The 16,253-nt window shown below is 73.4% G+C and carries 7 protein-coding genes and 1 pseudogene; 2 read left to right on the plus strand and 6 right to left on the minus strand.

Annotation, left to right across the window (positions count from 1 at the left end; translation table 11 throughout):
• Positions 1-2: 2 nt before the first annotated feature.
• From ACIRS4_RS02870 to ACIRS4_RS02890, 5 genes are all read right to left on the minus strand, one after another.
• Positions 3-1,211, minus strand: coding sequence for a kinase (locus ACIRS4_RS02870; RefSeq protein WP_404188979.1), 1,209 nt, complete (start codon positions 1,209-1,211; stop codon positions 3-5).
• On the minus strand, positions 1,211-2,785 hold the full coding sequence (locus ACIRS4_RS02875; RefSeq protein ID WP_404188982.1) for an argininosuccinate lyase: 1,575 nt from the start codon (positions 2,783-2,785) through the stop codon (positions 1,211-1,213). Before ACIRS4_RS02875 ends, ACIRS4_RS02870 begins: the two co-directional genes overlap by 1 nt.
• A gap of 71 nt (positions 2,786-2,856) precedes the next feature.
• Positions 2,857-10,563: an amino acid adenylation domain-containing protein gene (locus ACIRS4_RS02880; protein ID WP_404188985.1), complete on the minus strand. Its 7,707-nt coding sequence runs from the start codon at positions 10,561-10,563 to the stop codon at positions 2,857-2,859.
• A gap of 108 nt (positions 10,564-10,671) precedes the next feature.
• Positions 10,672-11,784: a sensor histidine kinase gene (locus ACIRS4_RS02885; RefSeq protein ID WP_404188988.1), complete on the minus strand. Its 1,113-nt coding sequence runs from the start codon at positions 11,782-11,784 to the stop codon at positions 10,672-10,674.
• Complete coding sequence (locus ACIRS4_RS02890; RefSeq protein ID WP_404188991.1) at positions 11,777-12,604, minus strand: response regulator transcription factor; 828 nt, start codon at positions 12,602-12,604, stop codon at positions 11,777-11,779. Before ACIRS4_RS02890 ends, ACIRS4_RS02885 begins: the two co-directional genes overlap by 8 nt.
• A gap of 103 nt (positions 12,605-12,707) precedes the next feature.
• On the opposite strand from ACIRS4_RS02890, the pseudogene ACIRS4_RS02895 reads away from it, so the two are divergent.
• Positions 12,708-13,001: pseudogene (locus tag ACIRS4_RS02895) on the plus strand (glycosyltransferase family 2 protein); the annotation flags it as partial.
• Between the two features lie 194 nt (positions 13,002-13,195).
• Positions 13,196-13,942 carry a class I SAM-dependent methyltransferase gene (locus tag ACIRS4_RS02900; RefSeq protein WP_404188993.1) on the plus strand — a complete coding sequence of 249 codons (747 nt, stop codon included), beginning with the start codon at positions 13,196-13,198 and terminating at the stop codon, positions 13,940-13,942.
• Between the two features lie 448 nt (positions 13,943-14,390).
• Here the strand turns inward: ACIRS4_RS02900 and ACIRS4_RS02905 are convergent, their stop codons facing one another.
• Positions 14,391-16,220 carry a rhamnogalacturonan lyase gene (locus tag ACIRS4_RS02905; RefSeq protein ID WP_404189782.1) on the minus strand — a complete coding sequence of 610 codons (1,830 nt, stop codon included), beginning with the start codon at positions 16,218-16,220 and terminating at the stop codon, positions 14,391-14,393.
• Positions 16,221-16,253 lie beyond the last annotated feature (33 nt).

Genomic DNA, 16,253 nt, shown 5'->3' on the forward strand with positions numbered 1-16,253 from the left:
GCTCAGATCTCCAGTCGGTGTGTGGTGAGAGAGGCGGCCGGGCTCGCCGGGAGCCGGGCGGGAGGCCGGTCGCCACGGACGGCCGATGCCGCCGGATGCGAGGCGGAAGCCCAGTCGTCGCCGGCGGCCGACGCCGCCGGATGCCCGCCGGGAGCCCAGTTCCCGCCGGCGGCCGACGCCTCCGGATGCGAGGCAGGAGCCCAGTCCCCGCCGGCGGCCGACGCCTCCGGATGCGAGGCGGGAGCCCAGTCGTCGCCGGCGCCCAGGGCGCGGTGGACGGACACTTCGCCGCCGAGCGGGGCGCAGCCGGCGCGGATGTGGGCCGCCTTGCCGTCGAGTTCGGGGTCGTGGGCGTCGAGGAGGACGCCGAGCAGGGTGCCGCTGTGGGCGAGGACCAGGCCGTGGCCGTCGACCTCGTGGCACAGCGTGCGCAGTTCGGGGAACCCGGCCCGGGGACGTAGGCGGCCGTTGAGTTCGGCGCTGCGGGTGGCGACCTCGCCCACGGCGGGCAGGTCGCCCGCGGCGACCGCACCGGTCAGCCGGTCCAACAGCCGCGCGTACTCGTGCCGTTCCGAGGTCCCGATGGCCGTCGCGGTCCGGTTGTGGGTCACGGTGTCGACCTGTCCGCCCTCGTCGTGGGCGACGAGGACGAGCGGGGGCAGCGTGCCGAGTCTGCGGCGGAGCCGCACGGCCCGGTGGTGGAAGCAGACGATCTCGTCGTACATCACGCCGTCGGCCGGCTCCACGCCGCGCAGGAACGCCTCGGTCTGCGCCGGGGTGAACGTCCGCCCGAACGCGGCTCCGACGGCTCGCACGGTGGCGACGAGGTCGGCCGAGGAGCTGGCCATGCCCTTGCCCTCGGGGAGGTCGCCGCAAAGTTCCAGCAGTCCGCCGCCGCTCTCGCCGAGCGCGGCGAGGACGGCCTCGGCGACCCGCCGGGACTTGCCCTTGTGCCCGGGCACGACCCGCACCTCCCGCGCCTCGGGGGCGGGCCGGAAGACGGCGGTGGCCCAGCGGGCCAGCGGGAAGGTGACGAGGAAGTCGCTGTCGGGGGCGGGCAGGGCGCCCTGGAGCAACTCCCCGAAGGTGCCGAAGGCATGCCCGGTGCCCAGAAGTGGTGCGGGGGCGGTGGTGAGGAGGCCGGTGGGGGCGGAAACGGCTGGGGCGGGGCCGGAAGTGGGGGCCGTGCCGCTGAGCGGGGCCGGGGGCATCAGCGCTCCCCCGTTCCCGGCCGACGGCCGGATCCCGCGTCGGTGGAGTTCCGGGCGGCCGGGATCTGCGGGGTCGGTTCCAGTGCGCGGGCCGTTTCCGCCGCACCCGCGCGGACCGTCTCGGATCTCCGGTCCCACGCGGCGGCCAGCTCTTCGTGGGTGTCCCGCTGGGTGCGCAGCGCCTGGCGTACGGCGTCGGGGTGGGCCGAGCCGGTGGAGGCCAGGCGGGTGAGGCCGCGGTCCACGTCGAAAGCGTCGGCGAGGAGTCCGGCCGGGTCGGTGAGGGTCAGCCCGTGCTCGGCGGCGGCCCGGGCCAGCAGGTCCGGCTCGCCCGGGTGGGGCGGCGCCCCGGCCCCCGCGGCGCTGACGACGTACTTCCCGGCGACGACCTGCGCCGTCCGCCACGGCGCCCCCTCGCTGAGGGTGAGGGCGTTGGCGAGACTGAACCCGCCCAGGTACTCGCGCTCGCACACCGCGCGCATTCGGTCGGCCCGGAAGCCGACGCGGCGCACCACCTCGGTGAGCAGCCGGACCGTGCCGTGGGCCGAGTCGAACGCGGCGAGGACGTGCGTGCCGGCCTCCTTGGAGACCTCCACCAGGTTGCAGAAAGGAGTGTTGCGCTGGCCGAGCAGGACGTCGGCGTGGAAGGCGGTCAGATGGGCCGTGCGGCCCCGGATCCGCTCCAGGACGGGGTAGTTCTTCTTCTGCGGCATCGCCGAGGAGATGCCGGACAGTTCGTCGGGCAGCTCGATGAAGCCGTACTCGCTGCCGCCCCAGGTGAGCAGATCGGTGGCGAAGCGGCTCAAGGCCGCGCCGAGCAGGCTGAGTTCGGCGGTGGCCTCGGCGCTCCAGCGGCGGGAGGCGACCGCGGTGAGCGCGTTGGGCTGCGGGCGGTCGAAGCCCAGCATGCGGGCCATCCGGGCGCGGTCCCACGGCAGTTCCTGTCCGGCCATCGCCCCGGCTCCGAGCGGGCAGGCGTTCATCCCGTCGTAGGCGTGCAGCAGGCGCTGCTGGGTGTGCAGCAACTGCTCGGCGACGGCGGCGAGATGGAACCCCGGCGTGATGATCTGCGCGGCCTGGAAGTGCGTGTAGCCGGGCATGGGTGACGTGCGGGTCTCCTCCGCACGTTCGAGGACGACGGCGCACAGGTCCCGCAGGGCCGCGGCGAGCCGTGTGATCTGCTCGCGGCCGAACATCGCCTGGGCGCAGGCCTGGAGGTCGTTGCGGCTCCGGTCGACGTGCCAGCGCGGGAGCGGGGTCGGCAGCCCTGCCGTGACATGGCGTTCGAGGGCGAAGGCGATGTCCGACATGTTGTCGTCGGGCCGGGCGGTGAGGGTCTCGGGGCCCGCCTGATCCAGCAGGACGGCGACGGAGCGGGCCTCGGCCGTGCTGAGCACGCCCATGCGGGCGTACTCGGCCGCCAGGGTCTTCTCGATGGCGATGTAGTGGTCCAGCAGGTGGCGGACCTCGAACCGGAACTGCGGGGCGAGCAGCTCCTCGTGCAGCAGGTCGCTCGGCCCGCCGCGGATACGGCCGCTGAGTTCGGCGGCGGGCGCCGTGGGCTGGCTCGTCACGGTGACGGTGTCCGTTCTGTGGTGTGGGCGGGTGGTGCGCAGGGCAGGGTCTGCCGGTGTGACGTGCGGGATCACCGCTCGTGGTGCCCGTCCGGCCGGGCGGCCGGGTCGAGGGCGGCGTCGAGGGCTGCGGCGACGGCCGTCACATAGGGGGCTCGCACCAGCGCGTAGTGGTCGGCGTCGCTGTCGTGCCGTACGAGACCGTCCGGCGTCCGGCCGGCCCACCGGTCGGCGGAGCGCAGGGCGGCGCCGGTGGTGCTCTGGTGGAAGTGCACGGCGCCGGTGGCGACGGGCGGCTCGTAGCGGGCGGCGGCGAGCAGCCCGGTCCGGAACACGTCGTAGTGGCGGGCGAGTTCGTCACTGTCGAAGGCCGGGGTGGACCCGTCCGCGGCGAGCGCGGCGGCGACGGCCCGCAGCCGGGCGGAGGTGTCGGCGGCGACGAGCAGCTCGGCGTGCAGGGCGTCCCGCGCGGCGTCGTCGGGGTCCGCTCCTGCGGAGCGGGCCAGGTCGTCGTGGAACCACTCCAGCAGGACGGTCTCGTCAGCGGGCACGTCCGTCGTCCCGGGGCAGGCGGTGTCGAGCAGGGTGAGGGTCGCCACCTCCTCACCGTCGGTGCGCAGTTGGTGGGCCATCTCGTAGGCGAGCAGCCCACCGAGGGACCAGCCGGCCAGGTGGTACGGGCCGTGCGGCCGGACCTCGCGCAGAGCGGCGACGTGGGCGGCGGCGAGGGCCGGGACGGTGGCGGGGTCCTCGGGGACCGCAGGGCCCGAGCCCACCGAGCCCGGCGCCGGCGGATGCGGAGCCGTCAGCCCCGGGGCCGTCAAGCCGTACACCGGTCGGCCCGGACGCAGCGACGCCGCGAGTGCGCGGTAGCAGAGGACGTTGCCGCCGACGGGGTGGACGAGGAAGAGGGGCGCCATGTCGCCGTCCGGGCGGATGCGCACGACGGTGTCCGGGCGGCCGGGCCGGTGCCGGGCGCGCAGGGCCTGCGCCTGGCGGGCCACGGTCGGGTGTTCCATCACGGTGGACACCGACAGGCGTTCGCCGAAGGCCTCGTTGATCCGGCCGATGAGGCGCAGCGCGTCGATCGAGTGGCCGCCCGCGGCGAAGAAGTCGTCGTGGGCGCCGACCGGTCCGGTGCCCAGGAGTCCCTCCCAGATGCGGGCGAGACGGGTCTCGGTCGCGCCGCGGGGCGGCCGGGACGCTTCCCGGCGGAGTGTGCGGCCCGCGTCCGGGGCGGGCAGGGCCGCCCGGTCCAGCTTGCCGTTGCGGGTGAGGGGCAGCGCGTCGAGCAGCACCCATGCCGAGGGCACCATGTGGCCCGGGAGCCGGGTGCGGGCGTAGGCGTCCAGTTCCGCGACGGCAGCCGCCTCGTCCGCCGCGCCGTCCCTCGCCGCGACCACGTAGCCGGTCAGGCGTTCGCCGCGCAGCAGGACCGCGCAGGCGCGGACCGAGGGGTGCTCGGCGAGCACGGCTTCGATCTCGCCGGGCTCGACTCTGAAGCCGCGGATCTTCATCTGGTGGTCGGTGCGCCCCGCGTACTCCAGGGCGCCGTCCGCCCGGTGCCGGGCGAGGTCGCCCGTGCGGTAGAGGCGGCGGGTGACGCCGTCGGGTCCAGTGTGCTCGACGAACCGTTCGGCGGTGAGGTCCGGGCGTCCGTGGTAGCCGAGGGCCAGTCCGACGCCTTCGAGGTACAGCTCGCCGGTGACGCCCGTGGGCACCTCGGACAGGCGCGCGTCCAGGACGTGGGTGCGCATGTTGGCGATGGGGCGGCCGATGGGCACGGCGTCCCCGGCCTCGGGCCGGCACCGCCACGCGGTGACGTCGACGGCCGCCTCGGTCGGGCCGTACAGGTTGTGCAGTTCGACGCCCGGCAGAAGGTCGAGGAAGCGGGTCTGCGTCTCGTGGGGCAGGGCCTCGCCGCTGCACACGACGCGGGTGAGACCGGCGGCGAGCCGTACCGCGAGGGGATCGTCGAGGAAGACGCCGAGCATCGACGGCACGAAGTGCACGGTGCTGACGCCCTCCTCCTGGACGAGGCCGGCCAGGTAGGCGGGGTCGCGCTGGCCGCCGGGCCGGGCGAGGACGAGCGTGGCGCCGGTGAGCAGGGGCCAGAACAGCTCCCACACCGACACGTCGAACGTGTACGGCGTCTTCTGCAGGACGCGTTCGCCGGGCGTGAGCCGGTAAGCGTCCTGCATCCACAACAGGCGGTTGGCGATGGCGCGGTGAGAGACCACCACGCCCTTGGGCATGCCCGTCGAGCCCGAGGTGAAGATCATGTAGGCGGGGTCGTCCGGACCGGCGGCGGCCGCGGAGCCAGGTTCAGTGGCATCGAGGGCGGACTCGGCCGGCGCGAGGGCGGACTCGGCCGGTGCGGGGGCCGACCCGGCCGGTGCGGGGGCCGACCCGGCCGGTGCAACCGTCCACGGTTCGTCCGCGACGACGACGGTCAGGCCTGGGACGCCCAGGCCGTCGCCGGACCCGTCCGTTCCCGCCTCCCGCAGCGCCCCCGCCCGGCAGCCGTCCGCGACGACCAGGCGGACGCCGGCTTCCGCGAGCAGCGCCCGGGTGCGCGCCTCGGGATTCTCGGGGTCCAACGGCACATATGCCGCACCGGACTTGAGCACCGCGAGCAGGGTCACCGGCAGCATGAGGGAGCGGTCCATCAGCAGGCCCACGAAGGTGCCGGGGCGGGCGCCGAGGGCCCGCAGCCGGGCGGCGAGGTGTTCGGCCGCCTCGTCCAGCTGCCGGTAGTCGAGCCCTTCGCCGTCGAAGCGCAGCGCCGTCGCGTCCGGCGTCCGCCGTACCTGACGGTCGATCAACTCGGTCAGTGTGTGGGGTGCTCCGAAGTGCTTCGCGGTGTCGTTCCACGTGGCGTGGCGACGGCGGTCCAGCGGTGGGACGAGGTCGGCCGCGAAGCAGTGCTGGCCGGGCGCGTCGGCGAGGGCTCGCAGCGCCGCGGTGTAGGAGGCGTGCACCGCGGCGATCCGCTCGGCGGTGAAGCGCGCCGCGTCGTAGCGCAGGCCGAGTTCGAGCAGGCGGCCGTCGGGGGTGCGGGAGAACTCCGCGCCGAAGGCGACGTCCGTGGCGGCTTCCCCGGTCTCCTCCAGGACGGTGAACGCCTCGTCGGACGGCCCGCCCTGCTCGACGTGGAAGTGGGTGTAGTTGAAGAAGGTCTCGAACGGCGCCGCCCCGCCGTTGCGGCGCACGACCTCGGCGAGCGGGTAGCGCCGGTGCTCGTGCACGCGCAGGTCGAGGTCGGCTACCCGGCGCACGAGGTCCCGCCAGCTCTCGAGGACGAGGGTGAGACGGAAGGGCAGTGTGTTGAGGAACGCGCCGACGACCTTGTCGCCGTCGGGCTCCTCGGTACGGCCGTTGACCACCACGCCGGTGGTGATTTCGTCGCCGCCGCCCATCAGGGCCATGACGCGGGCGTGCGCGGCGAGCAGGACGATGCGCAGCGGCACGCCGAGTTCGGCGGCGAGGGCGGACAGCCGCTCGTGGAGGCCGGCGGGCAGCGGTGCCTGGTGCCAGGTCATCCGGGGCGGCCCGCCCGCCGTGGCGGCGTACGGCAGCCGGGTCACGGGGGCGCCCTCGGTCACCTCGTCCCAGAAGTCCCGCTGGGCGGGGTCGGCGAGCGCGGCGCGCTCCAGTGCGACGAAGGAGGCGAAGCGGGAGCGCGGCGCGGGGGCGGGCTGCTCGGCGTCGTCCTCCTCGGCGCTGAGCCGGACGTAGCGGGAGGCGAGCTCGGTGAGGAGGGAGCGCTCGCTCCAGCCGTCCATGACCGCGTGGTGCTCGACGATGAAGAGCTGGAAGGCCGTGTCGGTGCGGCGTTGCACGTGGAAGCGGATCAGCGGCGCCTCGTCCCAGGCGAACGGGCGGGCGCGCTCGGCTTCGTAGCGTGCGGCGACCGCCGCTTCCCGCGCGGTGTCGTCCAGACCGCGGAGGTCCTCGAAGGTGATGCGGGGGCGGGCGTCGCGGTGGACGAGCTGGAGGGGCTCGCCGAATCCGTGCGGGTCGAAGGAGGTGCGCAGCATCTCGTGCCGGGCCCCGGCCTCGTCGACCGTGCGCCGCCAGGCCCGCTCGGACCAGGGCGCTTCGACGTGGTAGGAGGCGACGTTGTGGTACACCCGGCCGGTTTCCGCGGGCAGGTCGCTGTGGAAGAGCATCCCGGCCTGGAGCCGGGTCATCGGGTAGGCGTCCTCCAGCCCGGCGGGCAGCGCCGCCCGGTCGGTGTCGGCGAGGAGCGAGAGAGGCTGGTACGACGGCGTGTCCGACTGCCCGTGGGCCTGCGTGTCCGCGTCCCGGACGACCGCCCCGGCGAGACCGCGGACGGTCTGGTGCCGCATCAGGTCGGCGACGGCGAAGCGCAGTCCGCGGTCCCGGGCGCGGGCGAGCACCTGGAGCGAGCGGATGGAGTCTCCGCCGAGGGCGAAGTAGTTGTCGAGCGCGCCGATCCGCTCGTGGCCGAGGACCTCCTGCCAGATCTCGGCGAGCGCCGTCTCGACCGGCCCGCTCACCGGCTCGTGGGCGGCGGCGGACCCCAGGACCGTCGCACCCTCGGCGCCGGGGGCCGGCAGGGCGCGCCGGTCGGCCTTGCCGTTGGCGGTGAGGGGGAACGACGGCAGGGCGACGAAGACGCCGGGGATCATGTAGTCGGGCAGCCGGGCGGCGAGGTGCGCGCGCAGCGCGTCGACCGTGAGGGGGGCCGCGGCGTCCGGGGCGGGCTCCGCGAGGGTCCCGGGGGTGGTCCGGGGACCGATTTCCGGGGCGGTGTCGGCAGCGTTCTCCGCGGCCGGTACGACGTACCCGGTCAGGACCGGGTTCCCGGTGGCGTCCGGGACCACGCGGGCTACGGCGGCGCCGACTTGGGGGTGGGCGGTGAGGGCCGCCTCGATCTCGCCCAGCTCGATGCGGAAGCCCCGCAGTTTGACCTGGTCGTCGATGCGGCCGAGGTACTCCAGCTCGCCGTCCGCACGGACCCGGGCGAGGTCTCCGGTGCGGTACATCCGTTCCCCCGAGGCGGCCGTGGGGAAGCGTTCGGCGGTCAGGTCGGGGCGGTTGAGGTAGCCGCGGGCGAGACCCGCCCCGGCGACGTACAGCTCGCCCGCCGCGCCCCGAGGCACCGCCCTGCCCCGGCCGTCCAGCAGATGCAGTCGCAGGTCGGGGATGGGCACGCCGATGACGCTGCCGCGTCCTTCCTCGGCGTCGCGGGCGGTCAGCGGACGGTAGGTGACGTGCACCGTGGTCTCGGTGATGCCGTACATGTTCACCAGGCGGGGCGACACGTCGCCGTGCCGGCCGAACCAGCCGCGCAGCGCGCCGACGTCCAGCGCCTCGCCTCCGAACACCACCTGCCGCAGCGCGAGCCGTTCCCTCTCCGAACTGAGTTCGTCGACGCGGTCGAGCTGGTGGAAGGCCGACGGCGTCTGGTTGAGGACGGTCACCTTCTCGTCGCGCAGCAGTCGATGGAACTCCTCCGGGGAGCGGCTGACGGCGTACGGCACGACGACGAGCCGGCCGCCGTGCAGCAGGGCGCCCCACAGCTCCCACACGGAGAAGTCGAAGGCGATGGAGTGGAAGAGGGTCCAGACGTCGTCGGCGCCGAAGCCGAACCAATGGTCGGTCGCGGAGAACAGCCGGGTGATGTTGCGGTGCGGCACCAGGGTGCCCTTGGGCAGTCCCGTCGAACCGGAGGTGTAGATGGCGTAGGCGAGGTCGTCGGGGCTGACACCGCTGTCGGGGGCGGTGCCCGGCAGACGGTCCAGCTCGGCCGCGTCGGCTTCCAGGTCGACGGCACGCAAGCCCGGGGCGTCCCACAGCGGGCGCGTCCCGGTGGTGCCGACGACATGGCCCAGAGCCGCGTCGCCGACGATGTGGCGCAGGCGCTCCGGCGGGTTGTCGGGGTCCAGGGGCAGATACGCGCCGCCCGCCTTGAGGATGCCCAGCAGACCGACGACCAGTTCGGCGGAGCGGGGGACGCACAGGCCGACGAGGGTGCCGGGGACGACGCCGAGGGCGCGCAGGCGGTGGGCGACCTGGTTGGCACGGCGGTCGAGTTCGCCGTAGCCGAGGCGGCGCTCGCCGTCGGTCACGGCGACGGCGTCGGGTGTGCGGGCGGCGTGCTCGGCGAAGACCTCGTGGGCGCAGGGCGCGGGGTCGACGGCGGTCACGGAGTCCCCGGTCGCCGAGGCGGGCGTCACCGCAGGGAACGGGGTCGCCGTGGCGGGGATCGCGGCGGGGACGGGCTCTGACGTCAGGGGCAGTTGCTCGTCGTCCGAGAGCAACGGCAGCGCGGACAGCGGCAGGTGCGGTCCGCCGACGGCGGCGTCGAGCAGCCGCAGGTAGTGCCGGGTGAACCGCTCGACGGTGGCGGCCTCGTAGAGGTCGGCCCGGTACTCCAGGCGGAGGCGCACACCGCCGCCCGACTGCACGATGTCGAAGGTCAGGTCGAACTTCGCGGTGTCGGAGGGGCCTTCGAGCAGCCGGACGCGGGGGCCGGGCAGCTCCGCCGTGGTCTCGTCCTCGTCGTGGAAGCCGACGAGGACGTCGAAGAACGGGGCCCGCTCGGTGGTGCGCCCGGGGTTGAGGTGCTCGACGATCCGCTCGAACGGCAGGTCCTGGTGGTCCTGGGCGTCCGCGACGGTGTCCCGCACCGCTGCGACGTGATCGCGGAACCGGGGGTCCGCGGAGAAGTCCGAGCGGATCACGAGGGTGTTGACGAACAGGCCGACCGTGTCCGCGAACTCCTTGCGGTTGCGGTTGGCCACGGGGGTGCCGACGAGGACGTCCTCGCTGCCGGAGTAGCGGCCCAGCACGATCTGGAGGGCGGCGAGCATCACCATGAAGCGGGTGCCGCCGGTGTCCCGGCAGACCTGGTCGAGCCGCCCGAGCACGGCGTCCGGCAGAGGGACGTCGTACGTGGCGGCCGCCCGCGGGGCGGGGGCGGCGGGGCCGGGGGCGGCCGCCGGCCGGCGGTCGGCGGGTATCGCGGAGGTGGGCAGCTCACCGCCCAGTTGTCCGGCCCAATAGGCGAGCTGTCGCTCGGCGGCGGGACCGCGCAGCCATTCCTCCTGCCATTCGGAGAAATCGGCGTAATGGAATTCCGGCTCCTCCACGCCGACGCATTCCCCACCGCCCGCTTCAGCGGCGTATTCCGCGAAGAGTTCCCGGAGCAGGATTCCCGCCGACCATCCGTCGCCGACGATGTGATGCATCGCGAGCGCCAGCACCGCGCTGGCGGACCCTTCCGGGCGGCGCAGCAGGGCGGCCCGGAACAGGGGGCCGGCGGCGAGGTCGAAGGGCCGCCGGTACTGCGCGTCCATCCAGCGCCGCACGGCCTCGACGCCGTCCCCCTCCTCCCCCGTCCCCGCCGTCTCCACCGACCAGTCGAGCCGCGCGGAAAGGTCCACGCACTGCGTCAACTCCCCTTCGTTCAGGACGAACCGGGTGCGCAGCGCCTCATGCCGGTCGAGCAGCCGCTGGGCGCAGACCCGCAACAGGTCCGCGTCCACGTCGCCGTCGAAGGCGCAGAAGACCGGCATGTGATAGGTCGGCCTGGCCCCCTCCATCTCCTGGAGGAAATACATGCGCTGTTGCGCCCGCGAGGCGCGGAAGGCGGCGACAGCGGATTCCCCGGAAGTTTCCGGAGAAGATTCCCGGTAAGAATTCACGGAAGATGCTGCGGACGGTTCTTCCGGAACGACCGGAAGGACCGGGACGTGAGTGGCCAAGACGACTCCCTCGACCGTCACGCCTTTTCTGACGCGCGGCACCGATTCCCCTGCTGGGCGAATCCCACGCTATGCGCGCGCCGAGTCCCGGATAAGTCCCGACCTGTCGGTCCCCGGAACACGTGACACAGCCGGCGAGGCAGTCGACGTTCACACACCGGCCGCGGGGAGCGTGACCTCGAAGCGGCAACCGCCGGTGATGTTGTGTACGGAGGCGCGCCCGCGGTGGGCTTCGACGATGCCCCGGACGATGGCGAGCCCCAGGCCGGCGCCGGCCGGAGGCGTGCGGGCGTCGGTCCCACGCCAGCCGGTGTCGAAGACGCGCGGCAGGTCGTGTTCGGGGATCCCGCCGCAGCCGTCGGAGACGGACAGGACGACGCCGTCGTGGGAGCGCCCGGCGGTCACAGCGACCGTCCCGTCGGCCGGTGTCCGCCGGATCGCGTTGACGAGGAGGTTGCCCAGCACGCGGCTCATCTCCTTGCTGTCCACCTCGACCGGCACCGGCTCGACGTAGTCGCCCACCAGCCGTACTCCGTGCTCGCGCGCGAGGGGGTCCACTCCGGCGAGAGCGTCGCTGACCAGGTCGTACAGCGAGATCCTGGACGGGGACAGGGCGAGTGTTCCGGCGTGGATGCGGGAGAGCTCGAAGAGGTCGCCCACCATGCCGTTGAGGCGCTCGACCTCGGTGCGGATCTGCCGCAGATAACGTCGGGGGTCCGCCGCCACGCCGTCCTCCAGCGCCTCCGACATCGCGCGCAGGCCGGCGAGCGGGGTGCGCAGGTCGTGCGAGATCCAGGCGACGAGTTCGCGCCGGGAGGCCTCCAGGGCGCGCTCGCGTTCGCGCGACTCGGCGAGTCTGGCGCTGGTGACCGCCAACTCCCGGCTGAGTGCGTCAAGTTCGGCCGTGGCCGGCTGCTCGGGCGCGGTGAAGTCACCGCCGTCACCGAACGACCGGGCCGCCACGGTGAGTTCGTGGCTGCGGGCGACGACCCAGCGGCCCAGCAGCAGAGCGGTCACCAGGGACACCACGGCGGCCATGGCGGCGACCATGGTGACGACGCTCAGGTCGTGCGGTGACAGGAACATCGCCTCCGCCACGGCGAGTGTGCCCGCGAGCATCGCGGTCACGGCCACAGCGGCGACGACGGCGAGCGAGACGGTGAGGGAGCGCCGCCGGATCAGACGGAGGACGCCCGCACCGGCCAGGCCGGCAGCCGCCGCGCCGGAGAAGGCGTACACGGCGATCAGGAGGGTGTCATTCATGGTCGGCCCCATTCCGGCCGGCGTCGGAGTTCTGGCCGGCGTCGGCGTTCTGACCGGCGTCAGCGTTCTGGCCGGCGTCAGCGTTCTGACCGGCGGGATCGAAGCGGTAGCCCACGCCCCACACGGTCTGGATCAGCCGGGGCTGCGCCGGATCGTCCTCGACCTTGCCACGCAGCCGGCGGACATGAACGGTGACGGTGGAGAGGTCACCGAAGTCCCAGCCCCACACCTCGCGCATCAGGTCCTCGCGGCTGAAGGCGCGGCCCGGATGGCGCACGAGAAAGGAGAGGAGGTCGAACTCCCTCAGGGTGAGGGACAGTTCGGTGCCGTTCTTGATGGTGCGGCGCGCTGCGGGGTCGACGGTCAGGCCGGCCGCGCTGAGCGGCTGCGCCGCGACGACGGGCCGGGTGCGACGCAGGACCGACTCCACGCGCAGGACCAGTTCCCTGGGGCTGAAGGGCTTGGTGACGTAGTCGTCCGCGCCCACCTCCAGGCCCATGATGCGGTCGTCCTCGTCGCCCCGCGCGGTGAGCATGATGACCGGCACCGGGCCGTGCTGCCGTAGCCGGCGGCACACTTCCAGGCCGTCCATCCCGGGCAGCATCAGATCCAGCACCACCAGATCGGGCCGGCGCACGGAGGCCCGCATGAGCGCGGTCGGTCCGTCGTCGGCCCGCTGCACCGCATAGCCGGCGCGCTCGAGGTAGCCGGCGACGACCTCGGCGACGGTGGGATCGTCTTCCACTACCAGGACGCGGGCGGCTTCGGCGCCCGGGAGCACCGCGGCTGCGGCGTTCATCGATTCGTACGGCTGCTGCATTGCCCCACCCTCGCACCGCGGCTGCGCCTGAGGTACCCGAGGTCTCCGACGTCCGCGTTTCGTAAGGACCCGACATCCGATATGCGTGATTCGTCCTCGTAGGGTGAATCCCGTGACCACCCCGACTTCCTCTCCTCCCGTCGACGTCGTCCTGCCTTGTCCGACCGAGTCCCAGGCCCTGTCCTGGGTGCTCGCCCGGATTCCGGCGGGCCGGCGGGCCCTCGCCGTCGAAAACGGCTCCACAGACGGCTCGGCGGAGATCGCCCGAGCGCTCGGCGCCACCGTCGTCAACGAACGGCAGCGGGGTTTCGGCGCCGCCCGCCACGCGGGATCGACCGCCGTCACGGCCGACATCGTCCGCTTCGGCGACTGCGACGCTTCACTCGACCCGTCGCTGCGGGGAGTCCCGATGTCGACGGCCGTGATCGGGGCTGTGCAGCGTGAGCGACTCGTCGGCGCGGGACTGCGGGTGCGTGACCTGCCGTGGCTGCGGGACGTCGACACCGCCGCCGACGCCGACGCGGTTGCCGCGGCGGCGCCCCACGGCCTATTCGCCTCGCGCCCGGCCGGGTTGACGACGGTCGTCGGCCGATGAACCGAACGACACAGACCGTCGCGCCCTCCGGCATCGGAGAACTCGACCTCACGCGACCGTCGGACGAGCCTGCCTGGGCCACCGCCGACCCCTACTCCCGCGCGCTGCACAGCGGCCGTGGACCGCTCTTCCTGCGCCGGGCCGACGGCTGGCTGCTGCCGCTGGAGGTGGAACGGTGGTGTGCGCGCGCCGATGCCGTGGACCTGGAGATTCTCGGCCGGTGCGAGGGCTCCGTACTCGACGTGGGGTGCGGCCCCGGCCGACTGGTCGCCGAACTCGCGGAGCGGGGACGGCGAGTCCTCGGCATCGACGTCAGTGAGGCAGCCGTCACGCGGACCACCGCCATCGGCGGCTCCGCCCTGCGCCGGTCCGTCTTCGAGCCGCTGCCCGCCGAGGGCCGCTGGGGCAGCGCGCTCCTCGTGGACGGCAACGTCGGCATCGGCGGCGATCCGCGCGCCCTGCTGCGCCGGCTCGCCCAGGTCCTCGTACCGGGTGGCCTGCTGATCGCCGAAACCGTTCCGGTGGACGTCGACGAACGCATCCACGTCCACATCACCGACACGCGCAGCACATCCGGCACGCCGTTCCCCTGGGCCCGGCTCGGTACGCCGGCCCTGCTGCGGTACGGGGCCCGAGCGGGCTGGCACGCCGTCGACCACTGGACCACCGGAGGACGCTCCTTCGTCGCCCTGCGCAGCCGCACAGGAAGAGGAGCGCCGAACCGGCGAACAGCACGGCCGTGACCGACAGCCGGCTCCGGGTACGCGGAGGCCGTCGAGGACACCGGGCACCGCGGGCACGATGATCCGGCCGAGTGGCCACGATCGGGGGTCAGGCTCGCCGCCGGCGTGCAGGGCGAGGGACGAGCGCGAATCCGCGACCCGGTTCGGCGCGCCATACGGCGCGGCGGGCGGCGCCGCCGCGCTGGAGCGACTCCCCCAGGTGGGGGTGGGTAAGGCTCGGGGGTGATCGCGATCCGGCCGGGTTTCTCCGGCCCTGTACCGATCTCATGAATGGATCACTCGTGCGCACAGTTCATCGACGCGGCAAGGCCGACGCCACAGCATCGTGGCGGCCTTGGCGCTGCTGGCGGGCGGGGCGGACTCGAGGTCGTCAACGATGCGGCGAACGCCTCGAGTACCGCCCCCGCAGCCGCCGCCGCGGCTGAACAGCCGTCGTCCGGCAGGGGGGTCAAGGAGTGTAGACGGCCGGGCGGGAGGGTGTCGGCATGCCGGCTCCGATGAAGAAGCTCGGGTGCGGGGGCTGGTTGTAGGCCGTGTTCTGCCAGGCGAGCGCGGTGCGGTACTGGGTGTCGTGGAGCAGCGTGGTGATGCGGGCGCCGGTCTGGTACGGCGTGCTGTAGACGCGCAGGGCGCGGTTGTCGGCGGTGGGCCAGACGACTTCTTCACGCCAGTCCCCGAGGATGTCCCCGGACAGGGCCGGGGTGGCCTTGGTGCCGTTGTTGGAGTGCACGCCGGAGGCGGTCAGGAGCCGGGTGTCCCCGGATGTGCCGTACTTGTCGATGCGGGTGCCGTCCAGGAGCTCACGGACCGTGTCACCGTCCCACCACGACAGGAAGTTGATGCTGGACGGCTCCCGGCCCAGGGAGGCGCCGGTCGCGGATCGCAGGGTGGTGTCGGAAGCGGACCACGCCTCCGCCCCGGGGCTGCCGGCGTAGACGTCGGCGGCGACGCCGCGTCCGTTGTCGGAACCGGACGCCGTCTGCCACAGGATCTGGCCGGTGCGCGCGTCGGCCATCCAGGAGCCCGGCTTGCCGGACTCCTCGGACACCTTGAACTCCTCCAGGCCCGCCCGCGAAGGGTTGAGGTCTCCGACGTGCATGGCGTCGCCGTGGCCCATCCTCGTCGTCCACAGCCCGGAGCCGTTGTCATCGACGGTCATGGCGCCGTAGACGATCTCGTCCTTGCCGTCGCTGTCGACGTCCGCGACGGACAGACTGTGGTTGCCCTGACCGTCGTAGCCCTTGCCGCTGTTGGCGGAGGAGGTGGTGTCGAAGGTCCAGCGACGCGTGAACTGCCCGTTCCGCCAGTCCCAGGCGGCGATCACCGTGCGGGTGTAGTAACCGCGCGCCATGATCAGTGAGGGGCGGGTGCCGTCGAGGTACGCGGTTCCGGCGAGGAAGCGGTCGACGCGGTTGCCGTAGGAGTCTCCCCAGGAGGAGACCGTGCCCCGGGCCGGGACGTAGTCGACGCTCTGCATCGCCTTGCCCGTCAGGCCGTTGAACATGGTCAGGTACTCGGGGCCGGACAGCACATAGCCGGAGGAGTTTCGGTGGTCGGCGGAGGAGCTGCCGACCACCGCACCGGTGGCGTCCCGTGTGCCGTCGGCGGTCTTCATCGCGATCTCGGCCTTGCCGTCGCCGTCGTAGTCGTACACCTGGAACTGCGTGTAGTGCGCGCCGGAGCGGATGTTGCGGCCCAGGTCGATCCGCCACAACCGGGTGCCGTCGAGTTTGAGACCGTCGACGATCGTGTTCCCGGTGTAGCCGGACTGGGAGTTGTCCTTGGCGTTGGTCGGATACCACTTCAGGATCAGGTCGAGTCTGCCGTCACCGTCGAGGTCGCCGACTGAGGCGTCGTTGGCCTCGTAGGTGTAGGCGACGCCGTCGGGCGTGGTGCCTCCGGCCGGCGGCGTGATGGGGACGTCCAGGTACCCGGCACGGAACTGCAACGCGGCTTCGGAGGGGGCCTGTTCCGTGCCGTTCACCACCGCGCGCACCGTGTAGGCGGCCGATTCGGGGGCGCCGGCGTCGAGGTAGTTGGTCGACGCGGTCACGGGCGAGGAGTTGAGCTTGGCGCCGCCGCGGTAGACGTTGAAGGCGACGTCGTTCGGGTCGGTGGCCAGCCACCGCCATGACACCAGGTTGCCACCGCCGGTGTGGGTGCTGGTCAGTCCCCGGTCGAGGCGCTCCACCTGCCGGGCGGTGGCTGCTTGCGCGGTCTGCGGCAGTGCGGTGAGTGTGGCGGCGGCCAGCGCGCCGGCGGCGGCGATCACTCCGATCAGCCTGCCGGAGAACCGGCGCTCGGGTCCGCT

The organism is Streptomyces sp. NPDC101166, assembly GCF_044768125.1.
Taxonomy (GTDB): Bacteria; Actinomycetota; Actinomycetes; order Streptomycetales; family Streptomycetaceae; genus Streptomyces.

Coding starts and splice junctions, on each gene's coding strand:
- ACIRS4_RS02870 (WP_404188979.1), bottom strand. CDS start 1,211: ATGCCCCCGGCCCCGCTCAGCGGCACGGCCCCCACTTCCGGCCCCGCC.
- ACIRS4_RS02885 (WP_404188988.1), bottom strand. CDS start 11,784: ATGAATGACACCCTCCTGATCGCCGTGTACGCCTTCTCCGGCGCGGCG.
- ACIRS4_RS02890 (WP_404188991.1), bottom strand. CDS start 12,604: ATGCAGCAGCCGTACGAATCGATGAACGCCGCAGCCGCGGTGCTCCCG.
- ACIRS4_RS02900 (WP_404188993.1), top strand. CDS start 13,196: ATGAACCGAACGACACAGACCGTCGCGCCCTCCGGCATCGGAGAACTC.